Annotated in this window: 9 protein-coding genes; 6 read left to right on the forward strand and 3 right to left on the reverse strand. The window is 48.6% G+C overall.

Annotated features, from left to right (window positions below; all coding sequences use genetic code 11):
* Positions 1-4 precede the first annotated feature (4 nt).
* From C3B51_RS03250 to C3B51_RS03260, 3 genes are all read left to right on the forward strand, one after another.
* Positions 5-784, forward strand: coding sequence for a nuclease-related domain-containing protein (locus tag C3B51_RS03250; protein ID WP_165389108.1), 780 nt, complete (start codon positions 5-7; stop codon positions 782-784).
* A 109-nt stretch (positions 785-893) separates the two neighbouring features.
* Positions 894-1,784 (forward strand): cation diffusion facilitator family transporter, encoded by an 891-nt coding sequence (locus C3B51_RS03255; protein WP_130244159.1) that lies wholly within the window; start codon positions 894-896, stop codon positions 1,782-1,784.
* Positions 1,785-1,980: 196 nt separating this feature from the next.
* Complete coding sequence (locus C3B51_RS03260; protein ID WP_130244160.1) at positions 1,981-4,743, forward strand: hybrid sensor histidine kinase/response regulator; 2,763 nt, start codon at positions 1,981-1,983, stop codon at positions 4,741-4,743.
* Here C3B51_RS03260 and C3B51_RS03265 read toward each other — a convergent pair.
* Positions 4,740-9,236: an EAL domain-containing protein gene (locus tag C3B51_RS03265; protein ID WP_130244161.1), complete on the reverse strand. Its 4,497-nt coding sequence runs from the start codon at positions 9,234-9,236 to the stop codon at positions 4,740-4,742. The two genes, C3B51_RS03260 and C3B51_RS03265, sit on opposite strands and share 4 nt — an antisense overlap.
* Positions 9,237-9,567: 331 nt before the next feature.
* Between C3B51_RS03265 and C3B51_RS03270 the strand changes: the two genes are divergently transcribed.
* The gene (locus tag C3B51_RS03270; RefSeq protein WP_010380974.1) at positions 9,568-9,762 is read left to right on the forward strand and encodes a (2Fe-2S)-binding protein; all 195 of its coding nucleotides are present in this window, start codon (positions 9,568-9,570) and stop codon (positions 9,760-9,762) included.
* Positions 9,763-9,822: 60 nt separating this feature from the next.
* Here C3B51_RS03270 and bfr (C3B51_RS03275) read toward each other — a convergent pair whose 3' ends face one another.
* A complete protein-coding gene (bfr, locus tag C3B51_RS03275) occupies positions 9,823-10,287 on the reverse strand; it encodes a bacterioferritin (protein WP_125718350.1) in 465 nt (154 codons plus the stop codon).
* A 9-nt stretch (positions 10,288-10,296) separates the two neighbouring features.
* Positions 10,297-10,767 (reverse strand): bacterioferritin, encoded by a 471-nt coding sequence (gene bfr, locus C3B51_RS03280; RefSeq protein WP_046003410.1) that lies wholly within the window; start codon positions 10,765-10,767, stop codon positions 10,297-10,299.
* 350 nt (positions 10,768-11,117) lie between these two features.
* On the opposite strand from bfr (C3B51_RS03280), the gene C3B51_RS03285 reads away from it, so the two are divergent.
* Entirely contained in the window at positions 11,118-12,476 is a 1,359-nt protein-coding gene (locus C3B51_RS03285; protein ID WP_130244162.1) for a DNA-3-methyladenine glycosylase 2 family protein, read from the forward strand.
* Between the two features lie 27 nt (positions 12,477-12,503).
* Positions 12,504-12,968 carry a methylated-DNA--[protein]-cysteine S-methyltransferase gene (locus C3B51_RS03290; protein WP_130244163.1) on the forward strand — a complete coding sequence of 155 codons (465 nt, stop codon included), beginning with the start codon at positions 12,504-12,506 and terminating at the stop codon, positions 12,966-12,968.
* Positions 12,969-13,005 lie beyond the last annotated feature (37 nt).

Here is a 13,005-nt window from a genome sequence, read left to right on the forward strand (position 1 = left end):
GGGCATGATTAGATGGATTTTGGTTTGCTTATTGATTGTCGGCAGTGGCATGGCTGGCGCGGCGGCGACCCCAGACAACGCAGCCGGTAAAGACTCGCAGAGGCATTTGCTCAGTGCAGCGCCCGAGCAACAAACAAGTGAGTTGGCCGAGGATGAGGTTGTAACGCATATCGATCCAGGGTTTGGTGCGCTCAACCTGGTTGCCCTGTGCTTTGTGGCTTACCTGATGTGGGCACTTGGCCGTTATCTGTTATTACGCAAACGCGACGCCGATAAAGCCCAAGCAGACAGGCTAAAGTGGCAGGTCTATCAAAGCCTGGCTACATCGCTGGATGCTAAAAACTACACCATTATTAGCCGGCATTTATACCCCAACCAGCTCGACGCGCTGTCAGTGGATTGTGTGGTGTTGTCGCCGTTCGGGGTGTTTGTTGTCGTGGTAGCTGAACAAAGCGGCTTGATAGCTGTTGAAATGGATAGCCAGGTCTGGCCCAGTCGGCATAAAAATAAAACCCACTATCTGGCAAACCCTCTGACAGCCGCGGCGCAACGCGCTTCTACACTGGCTGGTGTGTTAAATACGCCGTTTGGCGTGCGCTGGATTGTGGTGTTCCCCGATGATGCAGAGTTTAGCCCAACCCGGCCACCGGATTGCTGTAAAGTCAGCGAAGTGTCTTTGGATATTCTCAGGTATACCCGGTGTCAGTTTAGCCATGAGCAGGTGCGGATATTTGAGCAGGCGGTTTTAAGTTATGGGGAGCACAATAAGCGACTAAGCGCCTGATTTATTGTTTACAGCTGACATTTTTGATGCGCAGTCGTTGAAATCAGGGTACAATTGCGACTGTATATCATTTCCCTTGCTGTATTTTATAAGGCATTAAACTGCTCGAATGACCGATCTGACAACACACCAAGCGTCTCGAAATCGACTTCTAATCGCACTTGCACTCACCTGTACCTTTATGATTATTCAGGTAGTTGGTGCGTATTACGCGAACTCGCTGGCGGTTCTGGCCGATGCCGGACATTTATTTGTACACAACAGCTCTTTGCTCATTGCGTTGATCGCTTCGGCTGTTGCAATCAAGTTAGCGAAAACCTACAACGACGGATACAAGAAAGCCGAGTATACCGGCGGGCTGTTCAACGGGTTACTGTATTTATCTATCGCCGCTATCATTTTGCTTGAAGGTGGCGAGCGGCTTGGGCATCACGGCGATGGTCATGACCTTAATGTAAACGCCTTTGCCATGTCCAGCATCGCGGCCGTTGGGTTTTTGTTTCACGGTGCGTCGGCCTGGGTGTTGTATAAAGGGCGTAAAGACAGCATTAATGTGTACGCTGTTTTTCTGCATTCCTTTTTTGACTTACTTTCTACCATTTCTACCTTTGTGGCAGGCGTACTGATCCACCTTACCAACTGGGAAGTTATCGATATTATTTCGAGCATGCTGATTTCCGTGTTTGTTTTGTTCACGGGTATTAAGGTTATTTATACCTGTATTAAGGGCCTGACAGAAAAGTCGCAGTTGTTGCCAGCGGTCGATAAGCTGGAGCAGTTGATCCTCTCGACGGAGCATGTTGAGAGTGTGCATAATGTCACGGTGACTAATCTGGACAATCAGTTAACGGTGGGGGCGCACATTGTACTTAAACACCATTGCACAATTGAAATGCATGATGAGGCATGTCGTTTGGAAGTTGAGCGCGCCTTGATGAAGACCTATGCCGTCAAGCAATGTGTATTACAAATAGAAAGCCACGATTGTCCTGATCACTAAACTTGGCAAAACTCAGTTTTTCCTTTACTTTTTAACAGTATTAATAAAATAAAAATCACCAGCCAGCGAGACTCAGGCAGCATAGGTTTGTGTGGTGCGGGTAAACGCCCGCATCGCTGGCTGGCGCACTGGAACGTCATCGTATGCCTGCTGCGTTCGGTTTCGGTGGGTGTTGGAAACAAGAGGAGCCTGAGTATTGTTTGGGAAAATAATAGCATTACCTAAAGTAGCAATTGCGGTTTTGCTGGGGTTATTAGGTGGTTTTGCTAACCTGCTGCCATTATGGTTCCTGGACAGTTCCGAGTTTCTGCTGGGGCAGCTGTTTGTTATTCTGGCGCTGATGTCGCTGGGGTGGCGCTATGCCTTGCTGTGCGTTGCGATAGGCGCAGCCTTCATATTTTACCGCTGGGGCCATTGCTGGCCCTCGATGGTGTTTTTGTTAGAAATAGCCTGGCTGCAGATATTTTGTGTCAGGCCCAATAAGCCCTTGTTTATGCGGGGGCTGGCGTTTTGGATACTGTTCGGGATCCCGCTGCTCTTCCTGTTTGGTAAGTTTGCGCTTGATCTCAATCTGTTGGTAATAGTGACGGCACTGGCCAAATACTTCATCAATGCCGCCATTTGTCTGGTCATTGTTGACCTGCTGTCGTTGTTCTTGTTTAAACAGCTGTGGCAGGCCAAACCGCTCTATCGCATCCTCAATTACATGATCAGTCACCTTATTATTCTTGTGGTGCTGGTCACAACCATTATGCTGACCAACAGCCACTACGAACGAATTGAATTTGAGGTGCGGGCACAACTGAGTGATGTGGCCAACACCACCGCACAGCGCATAGATGGCTTTTTAGGTAATCATCGCCGGGCGCTGGCGGATGCAGCGCACAATATCGAAGCCGGGCTGGACCCAGAGCAGACGATCACCCGCCTGGTTGAGTCATACCCGAATATTCGTACCGCGATTACTGCCGATGCAAGCGGTCTGGTTAGCCACTTTTATCCCGATACACTCAGGACCAGTTTAGCGGGCGAAGTGCCGGCTGTATCCGATCGTCAGTATTTTATCCAGGCGCCTTATTATCCCAATGGCTTTGTGTCGGGTATTTTCAGAGGCAGAGGGTTTGGTGATGACTCGATTGTGGCCATTTCAGCACCGATTTACAACGCAGGGGACTTTGCCGGCATTGTCGAAGGTTCGGTATTTTTTAATACATTTGAGCAGTTTATTCCCCGTGTTTTATCGCATATGGGGCACCTGATGATCCTCGATAGCGACAATAAAGTGGTCTTTAGCTCACTGAAGTCTGACTTTAATACCCTGGATGCATTGGATGATGTAACATTGAATGCGCTGACAAACGACAACCAGAATTTGTATATCGGCAAAACAGAAGAGGTGTTTTACCGCCGTAGCGTGCGCTCAGAGGAGTTTAGCTGGCAGGTTATCAGCCTGATTGAGCGAAAGTACGTCAATTTGGCGGTTGCGTCTGCCTGGGGGCAGTCTTTTTTCCTCGCCTTGTTCATAATCGCCCTGAGCAGTGTGCTGGTTAGCAAGCTGACCCGCATGCTGATCAATCCCATGCATGATTTGAGCAGCCGTTTGAATGGCTTTGACCCCGCCAGCCGTAATGACGACTTGTCACCCCGCGAGGAAGCCACATTTCTTGAAGTGATCACGCTGCAACAGCAGTTCACTCAGCTGGCATTTAAGCTGTCCATGAGCTTTAAAAAGTTGCAAAAGGCGAATCAGGAAAATCAGTCCCTTAACGCCCAGCTTAAGAATTTTAATGCTCAGTTGGAAACGCAAGTGCAGGAGAAAACGGAAGAGCTGATCGACGCGCTGGACAGGGCCAATAAAGCCAGCTCGGCAAAGAGCTTGTTTTTGGCCAATATGAGTCATGAAATTCGCACCCCGCTGAATGGCATTATTGGCATGACCGCAGATATGCAGCGTCAAACCCATGACTCGTCAGTAGCTGAGTCGTTGCAGATCATCTACCAGTCGGCGCATAATTTGTTGTTGATCCTCAATGACATTCTCGATTACTCGAAAATTGAAGCGGGTGCACTGGAGCTTGACCGGCACGATGTTGAGTGCCGTAAAATGTTGCGTTTGTTGACTACCTCGTTTTGTAAAACCGGTGTCAAAGCGGGGGTGGCATTCAGTTATGAGGTGAGTGACGCGGTGCCGAACTATCTTAAACTGGATGAGCTGAGAGTGACGCAAATCATCAACAACCTGCTGAGCAACGCCGGCAAGTTTACCGAGCAGGGCAGCATTAAGCTGACTGCCAGTTATGTTGATGAAGCATTGCATATTGCCATAGCAGACACAGGCGTGGGTATTGCGCAGGAGAAGCAAAAGCTGTTGTTTGGTGAGTTTATTCAGGCAGATGTATCGACAACCCGTAAATACGGTGGCACCGGGCTTGGTTTGACTATCTGTAAGCGCCTGGCAGAAGCCATGGGCGGCTCTATTCATCTTGACAGTGCCTGGGGCAAAGGCAGCACCTTCACTGTGGTCATTCCAGCGCCGGTGGGTGAGGCTCAGGTTGAGGAGAAACAGCATATCAGTGCACCGGACTTGAGTGGTGTGAACGTACTGCTGGTTGAAGACAACCCAATTAACCAAATTGTTGCAGCCAAATTAATGGAGCATACCGGATGTAGCCTGACCAAAGCCAATGACGGCCTGGATGCTCTGGCGATTTTGGAAGGCGCCGGATTTCCGCTTATCCTGATGGATTGTCAGATGCCAAATATGGATGGCTTTGACTGTACGCGCCGGATCAGGCAAAACCCCAATTTATATGGCTCACCCTATATTGTTGCCATTACGGCGAACGCCTTTAACGAGGACAAAGTGAAGTGTCTGCAAGTGGGGATGGATGACTTTGTTTCCAAACCCATTGAGCCGGATGCGCTCTACCAGTGCCTGAACCGGTGGCAAGATCGTTAGCCGACTTCGGCGACATCCGGCGGGTATTGTTCAAGCAGCCCGCTTGCGCTTAAAGGCTTAGAAAAATAATATCCCTGCATATATTCGCAGCCCAAATCCCGAAGGAAGCTCACCTGCTGCGCGGTTTCTACCCCTTCGGCGATACACGCCATATGAAGATTCTGTGCCAGCATATAGATGGTCTTTACAATTGAGCGGTTATGCGGATGGGTTTCCAAAGTGCGAATAAAGCTCTGATCGATTTTGATAATGTCGATGGGAAACTGGCTCAGGTAAGTGAGTGATGAGTATCCGGTGCCAAAATCATCTAATAGCAGGGTAAAACCACACTTTTTGAGCTCGGCCAGTGTTTTCCCGGCTTTGTGCCTGTCTGCCAGAAAGCTGTTTTCGGTGATTTCCAGCTTTAGCTGGTGATTACAGAGCCCAAACTCCGCGACAATATCGTTCAGTGAAGTGGCAAGGTTGTCACGCATAATATGTTGCGGAGACAGGTTCAACGATAAATAGAACGACGCCTGCTGGCGGAAAAATGGCGCCAGCTCTTTGAGTGCACGACGCAATGCTTGAGTTGTCATTTGCTCAATTAAGCCCACTTCTTCTGCAATAGGAATAAACTCGGCAGGTGAAACCGGGGTTGATTCCAGTTGCCAGCGCATGAGCAGTTCCACGCCAGTGAGCGTATGATTGGTGGTGTTTACAATCGGTTGATAGTGGTTGTAGAGCTGATTATCTGCAACGGCTTCTTTGAGTGCCGCTTCGAGACTGAGTTTTCTGCTTAGGTGTGCGTTCATCTCACTGGTGAAGAACTTGAAGCTGTTTCTGCCGCTTTGCTTGGCGCTTAGCATGGCGATATCGGCGTTACGTAATAAGGCTTCGGCTGTTTGTGCGTCAAAAGGGTAAATAGCCACCCCGACACTCGCTGAAATACTCATAGAGATACCATACACCTCGTATTTCGCGCACAAGGAGTTGATCAGGTGCTGAGCCAGCTCGGTGATCTGTGCGATGTCTGCAAAGGTTTTTACCAGCACAATAAATTCATCGCCACTCTGTCGGCCCAATATGCAGTGTTCACTGAGTACACTGCTGATCCGTTGCGTTACTGCTATCAGGAGCTGGTCGCCCGCATAGTGACCATAAGCATCATTGATTGGCTTAAATTTATCGAGATCGATGAATAACAACGCGCACCCTGCGTTATGCTTCGAAGCGTTATAAATTGCGAACTCAATATGCTGAAGCATCAGGTTGCGGTTGGGTAAGTCGGTCAGTGCGTCGAAGTTGGCGAGGTAACGCAACTCACTTTGGGCCTGCTTTTGTTGCGACAGATCTGAGCCAACAATTACCAGAAACTCGATGTCACCCCCATCATCCGCAACGGCATTGATGCTCAGCTGAACCGTGCTCTGTCGCTGTGCATCAAATGTGATATCAATTTCCTGTTTAATATTCTCTTTGGGCTGGATCTGTCTTAGCGCACTAAGCAACTGAGTCAGCTGTTGTCGTCCTAAGAGCTTTTTCAGTTTAGTCAGAGTCAGCTGCTGTTGAGGGGCTTTACTGCTCAGCCCTAAAGCCCCAGCCAGACTCTGATTGACCGACAATAGTTGCAGGTTTTTGTCTAAAATCAGTAACCAGTCCTGAATTTGAGATAAGGCCTGAGCGAACATAGCGGCATTCAGCTGATTGGCTTTTTGCTCAGTTACATTGCTGTAGATACCGGATGCTTTGAGTGGTCTACCTTGAGCGTCCCACTCGCTGACTTTGGCAATATCGTGATACCAGAGCCAGCCGCGTTGTTTCGAATGAATACGATAAGTAATAGAAAGCTGGCTGTCGGGGGCGGCTAAAAAGCGCGCCCACTGACGCCGTACCATCTCCTGATCCTGTGGATGCACTTTATCAAAAAAGGCGGCAAGACTGAGTTGTTTACTATGACTGGCATCCTGGGCATTGCCTAGCAGGGTGATTTGCTGAGTTGGGATCTCCATACTCCACAACCCACTTTGTGTTTTTTTCAGTGCCAAGTCGGTCTGGGCTTTGGCATGTGCCAACTGCTCGTAGGTCCGGCGTAGCGCGAGTTGTTTACTCTGGTGTTTGCGGTAGATAAACAGTAGTAACCCACTGGCGAACAACACATAGCTGACCATGGCAAGTTGCGTATTCCACCAGGCATGTTTGACTTCAAAATGCAGCTGGCTCTGGGCGCGTTTTTCATGACTGCCGGGTATGAGCTCTGACAATGTCAGGGTATAGTTCCCGGGTTTTAATGTATTGAAAAACAGATAGTTGTTGCGGACATGCTCGATTTCAACGGAACTCGGTCCGGACAGGTGTGCATGCACAAAGTTACGCCGTTCATTGAAAATATTGAACTGACTGAACTCAAAGCGAAATCCCATATCGTCATATTCAAACTGCAGAGTCCCATACTGCAATTGCGCTGGGGACGCCAGCATAGGTCGTGACATCAGTTGTAGATTAGAAAACGCGAGGGGGTTGCGCTCAGGTGGCAGCGTAAAGGCACTGGGGTTAAACTTCACCGCGCCATTGGGCGTGCCAAACAGTATATCGCCCGAATGCAAGACCTGGCTTGCCCCCAGGTTAAACTCATTAGTGACCAGTCCGTTGCGATGGTCAAAATGGTCGAGGTGTAATGTGTCCAAATCCAGTGCATAGAGCCCATTTTGGCTGCTGATCCAAAGCTTATTGTGCAGATCGCGTTCAAGTTGGTACAAAGTGTTAGTCGCCAGCCCCTGATTTTCGCTGATGTGTATACTGCTTTGCAGGTTACTCGTTTCAAGCGCTATCAATCCCATGGTGTTGGTTGCCAGCCAGAGCCTTCCCTGTGAGTCCTGCATCCAGTCATTAACGAGTGGGTAGACACTGTCGGGCGCTTGTTCGGCTTGCCACACGGGTGTTAGCTGGTGACTGCGCCGATCGTAGCTGAGCAAGGCTGTGGTTGTGCTCAGTAGCAGCTCTTCTGGCTTTTCTGGTCTGGGAGGTAAAAACAACAGGCTTTGCAGGTCATCTAGCTGCGCTTCCAGCTCGCTCAGTGTGGTTACGGTTTGCAAAGCCAGGTCATACAGGAAAATATTATGATGGGTGTGAAACAACAAAGTGCGCTGGTCTAGCATTAACGACCCGACCAGATGGTCGTCGTCCGTCATCGCAACGCTTGTGTTGGATATCATGATTGGTGAGGCTTGCCCTGTCGATGTATCAAACTGCTGCAACCCGGCTCTGGTGTCGAGCAGGAGGATATTGTCGGCCAGATAAGGCGAGCTATAGATGCGATAAACTGCGTGACTGCCGTAAGCCGGTTTGTGGTTTGGGTCGCGAAAATAACTCTGTTGCAGTGTTGGTTGTTGGTCTGCAGAAAAGCGGTGTAGTCCGTCATCGCTGCCAAGCCAGAGTGTGCCATCATTGCTTTGATGCACTGCCCAGATATTATTGTTGAAGTTATCATCGTGAGAAGCGAGTAGCTTGAACCGATACGCAGATGTTGGCCAGACAAATACGCCATTATTATTGGACCCGAGCCACAGGTTCTCGTGTTTGTCTAACAACATCACGGGAATGGTATTTTGCGGCGTTAAGTAACGGCTTTCGGTGAACGAGATTAGTTGAGTGGTGCTGTGATTACGGCGCTCAAGCAGGTATAAACCCGTATCTGTGGCCAGGTATTCTCCATAAGTGCCATGTTCATGTGCCCATATGTTGAGCTGTGGAACAAGTTGATAAGCCTGCTCGCTTTGTAGCTGACTGCCGTCACTTGGGATAACAAACAACCCTTCAACTGTCCCGACAAGTAGCCCAAGCGCTGAGTCTTGCTTTAGCATTTTTACATTGTTATTGAGCGCAGAACGACTGGTTGCCCCTAAATGGTCAATGGGCAACAGCTGATCGTTTTCAAGTTGGAACAGCCCTGACTCAGTACCTATGAGCAAAGTATTATGCCACACCAGTAAGGTGCGGATATAAGCCGTTTGGGGGAGGGTGGCAAGGCGTTTTGAGGCGAGCGTCTGTGCGTTGACGGTGTATAACACGTTCTCAATCGCAATCACGTAATTATGCTTGAACTGGGCGACAGCATTGACTGCGGCGTCGGGGGCTATGCCCTGGCGCCTCCCCTGATCAAACAATTTCTCGAGTACAAAAGTGTAGGTGTTGAGTAAAAAGGCACCTGACTGCGCGGTTGAGATAAAGAGTTGGTTGTCCTCCAGTAGCTTGATCAGCACGATGTCGCTGCCTAAAAACTGCGTCTGGCCCACAAAGGGGCTGAACTGATTGCCGTCATACCGGTTGAGTCCCTGATGAGTGGCAATCCAGATATACCCTTGGTTATCCTGCACCAGGCCTGTCACGCTTGACTGAGAAAGTCCTTCCTGCGTTGAGAGACGACTGATCTGATTTGCATAATAGGGATCTGCAACCACCAGGTGATGGCACATTAATAATAAAGACAATAACGCTGCTTGTAGCCAGTAGTTCATTCTCACGTTCCCGGGTGCACAACAGAGAACAGTCCTTTGACGCTTTGTGCAGTCATAGCTGCTGAGGCATGCATTGCTCAGATTACGCTAATTATATCAATTTATAAGCCGCTCTGAACTAGATTTGGAAAAAATGTACCCAATGACTAATTTTTAGGTAAAAAATAGCTAACCGGGGCAAAAACCTAAGCCATTGAACTGGAAGGTGTTAGAAAAGCCCAAGCAATGCAACTACGAATTATTCTCATTATTTCTGTTTTTGTTGTTGATAACCATTTTTGTTTAGATTAAACTTATCTGCAGTTAAGGTTATTGAGAATGGTTTTCAGTTATGTATATCTGCATTTGCCACGGTGTTACGGATAAAAAAATCGCCGAGTCTATTGATGATGGCGCAAGGTCTATGCGTGATTTGAGCAAAGAGCTGGGTGTAGGTTCGCAGTGCGGCAAGTGCTGTAACTGTGCGAAGAAAATACTGAATGAAAAGCTTATCGACATTGTTGATGTCACAGAGCAGGTTGCTTAAGCCCTTACTTCATTAAATACACATTCTCAAAAAAAAGGGCTTTTCAGCCCTTTTTTAGTATCACATCTGAGTCTGCAAATAGTTTTCGATGCCAGTCACCTTGATAAGGTGTTGCTGGGTTTCCAGCCAGTCAATTTGTTCTTCCTGCTCGTTGAGGATATTGTCCAGCGCTTCGCGACTGATATAGTCCTGCTTTTCTTCGCACAAAGCGATGGCGTCAACCAGGTCTCCTAAAGATGCCTGTTCGAATGCCATATTGGCAGCAATCATTTCCTCGCAGTTTTCACCAATTTTGAGTCTGCCCAGATCCTGCAAGTTAGGCAGGCCTTCCAGAAACAAAATGCGCTCAATCAGGCGGTCAGCATTTTTCATTTTCTGGATAGACGTTTTATAGTCTGCTTTGTCAAGCATTGTAAAACCAAAATCCTTAAACATACGGGCGTGCAGAAAGTATTGGTTAATACCCACCAACTCGTTTGCCAGAACGGTGTTCAGTGCACTTATAACAGCTTTATCGCCTTTCATAATGATCCCTTATGCCAACTGAGATTGCAGATAGTTTTGGATGCCGATTTTATCGATCAAGCCGATTTGCTGTTCCAACCAGTAAACATGATCTTCTTCGGTATCAAACAGTAGTTTTTCGAGTACCGCGCGTGACTGGTAGTCTTGTTCTTGTTCGCAGATTTTGATTGCGTGCTTAACGCTTTCAACCACTTCCAGCTCTAGCTTAAGGTCGTTTTCCATCATCGACTTAACATCGCTGCCGATAAGCAGGTCGCGGCGTTTAGTCATGTTAGGGACACCTTCAAGGAACAAGATACGCTTGATGAGCCAGTCTGCGTGTGTGGTTTCTTCTTCCATCTCGTGGTTAAGACGCTCATAAAGTTTGTTCAGTCCCCAATCGTCATACATGCGGGAGTGAATAAAGTACTGATCAATCGCTGCCAGCTCATTGGCCAGTAGTGCGTTAAATGCATCAATTACCTGTTGCTTGCCTTGCATAAGTGTCACCTCAATTCTTTCTAAATTGACGCCAGTGTACGTATTTAATTTTATGTGTCAATAAAAAATCTATATAAATCAATACATTAACAAGTGATTATTATTCTCATTTCAGTTCAGTTTTTGGACTTTAAATAGCAATCAGATGCAATAGGGGAGTTGCGGTTCTGATCTTACGGGCAAGTGAGACCAAGATATTATATTGAACCGGGTCATCACTATAAATTGAGCGCTAATACACGCATAATGGCTGTGACATCAGCTGAACTCTGTGTATTGGGTTCCGAATATGGCCAGTATCCGGGCCTGTTTGGTTTATACTGGGTTCGGGTCACACACAAGAGTAAAGTATGTTTTCCTCAGAAGTTTGCGAAAAGGCACGAAAAAGCAGAGATGCGCGGTTTGATGGGTTATTTTATGTGGCGGTGAAAAGCACCGGTATTTACTGTCGTCCAATTTGCCCTGCACCGGCGGCAAAAGAACACAACGTAGTTTATTATCAGCACGGGCATTCGGCCGCTCAGGCTGGGTTCAGGCCCTGTATTCGTTGTCGGCCAGATAGCGCTCCGGGCAGCTATGCCTGGATGGGCACGCAAACCACAGCGGTTCGGGCAAAGCGCATGATAGACAATGGCTTCCTAAGCGGTGCAAGTGTTGAGCAGCTGGCCGAAAAACTGGGGATCACTGCTCGTTATCTGGGAAAATTATTTCAGCAGTATTATGGCATAGCGCCTAAACAATATGCTTTGTTTAAACAGTGCGATCTGGCCAAGCAATTGTTGCAGCAAACGGCCTTGCCGGTAACTGAGGTTGCCTATGCCTGTGGATTTAACTCCCAGCGCCGTTTTAACGACGCATTCAGCCGACTATATCAGATAACGCCATCCAGTTTACGGCGCGGGGCTGAGGCCAATCGCCAGATTGAGTTGATGATGGCGTTTCGCCCGCCCTACAACTGGCAATTGCTTAGGGAATTTCTAGCACACCGCCTGGTCAGGGGACTGGAATGGTTAGACGACAGCAGTTACGGTCGTAATTTTACGCTGGGCGCGTATCATGGGCGCTTTAGCGCGTACTTTGAGGGCGAGCAGAACCGCTTCAGAGTATTGATTGAAATGAATGATCTAAAAGGTCTGCCTCTGGTGGTGAGCAATATTCGCCGCATTTTAGACCTGGATGCCGACGCTGTGTTTATCAACGCGCATTTACAGCAGCATTGCGATGGGATAGTGCTGCAAGAGGGGCTCAGATTGCCTGGGATCTGGACGCCGTTTGAGGCCGGCATACGTGCCATACTGGGGCAGCAAATCAGTGTGGTGGCGGCTAAGAACCTGATGATCCAGCTGGTTGAAGCACTGGGTGAGCCACTGCAAGATGGCACCTATCAGTTGCCCGGTCCCGCAGCGATAGCGGCATCCGAGCTGGCGTTTTTTAAAATGCCGGAGCGTCGCAAACAGGCTATCATCGCACTGGCACAACATTATGTGGATGCGCCGGATTGCGCCCCAGAATCCTGGCTGGCAATCAAAGGCATAGGCCCCTGGACTGTCGATTACGCAAAAATGCGCGGCCTGAGTGCACCGGATATTTATCTGGGTGGTGATTTGGGCGTACAAAAGGCGGTTGATAAGGTGGGGCAGATAGATGAAGCAGGCTGCGCCCCATTCAGAAGCTATCTGACCTTTCACTTATGGCAACAATTGACATAGACAAGCACCCACGCAAAGGAGTAAATTATGAAAATTCAAACTGTTTTGGCAAGCCCTGTTGGCGATATAACCATACAGGCAAGCGATAAAGGGCTAAGTTATGTGGGTGTTGCGCCGAAATCTCAGCATCCAGAGGGGAGCAATGCACATCTGCAAAGTGCCTGCGCGCAATTGACGGAGTACTTTGACGGACAACGGACGAGTTTTGATCTGGCACTGGACACGCAGGGGACACCTTTTCAGCAAGCGGTGTGGCAGTTATTGTGTCAAATTCCGTTTGGTGAGACGAACACCTACGGCTGGATGGCAAATATGCTCAATAACCCGAAGGCTGTGCGGGCGGTTGGCTCTGCCAATGGTCGAAATCCAATCAGCATTATCGTCCCTTGTCATCGCATAATTGGTGCAAACGGCAAGCTGACAGGCTACGCAGGTGGGTTGGCAAGAAAGTCCTGGCTGTTAGCCCATGAAGGGATAAAAATTACCCACTAATGTCGGCTCGTCATAGCCAAGCCTGCGGGTGGGTTAT

This window comes from Pseudoalteromonas rubra (assembly GCF_004212645.1).
GTDB lineage: Bacteria > Pseudomonadota > Gammaproteobacteria > Enterobacterales > Alteromonadaceae > Pseudoalteromonas > Pseudoalteromonas rubra_G.

Excerpts from the sequence above, each read along its gene's own strand:
- C3B51_RS03250 (WP_165389108.1), top strand. The coding sequence starts at position 5 with ATGATTAGATGGATTTTGGTTTGCTTATTGATTGTCGGCAGTGGCATG.
- C3B51_RS03255 (WP_130244159.1), top strand. The coding sequence starts at position 894 with ATGACCGATCTGACAACACACCAAGCGTCTCGAAATCGACTTCTAATC.
- C3B51_RS03265 (WP_130244161.1), bottom strand. The coding sequence starts at position 9,236 with ATGAACTACTGGCTACAAGCAGCGTTATTGTCTTTATTATTAATGTGC.
- C3B51_RS03270 (WP_010380974.1), top strand. The coding sequence starts at position 9,568 with ATGTATATCTGCATTTGCCACGGTGTTACGGATAAAAAAATCGCCGAG.
- bfr (WP_125718350.1), bottom strand. The coding sequence starts at position 10,287 with ATGAAAGGCGATAAAGCTGTTATAAGTGCACTGAACACCGTTCTGGCA.
- bfr (WP_046003410.1), bottom strand. The coding sequence starts at position 10,767 with ATGCAAGGCAAGCAACAGGTAATTGATGCATTTAACGCACTACTGGCC.
- C3B51_RS03285 (WP_130244162.1), top strand. The coding sequence starts at position 11,118 with ATGTTTTCCTCAGAAGTTTGCGAAAAGGCACGAAAAAGCAGAGATGCG.
- C3B51_RS03290 (WP_130244163.1), top strand. The coding sequence starts at position 12,504 with ATGAAAATTCAAACTGTTTTGGCAAGCCCTGTTGGCGATATAACCATA.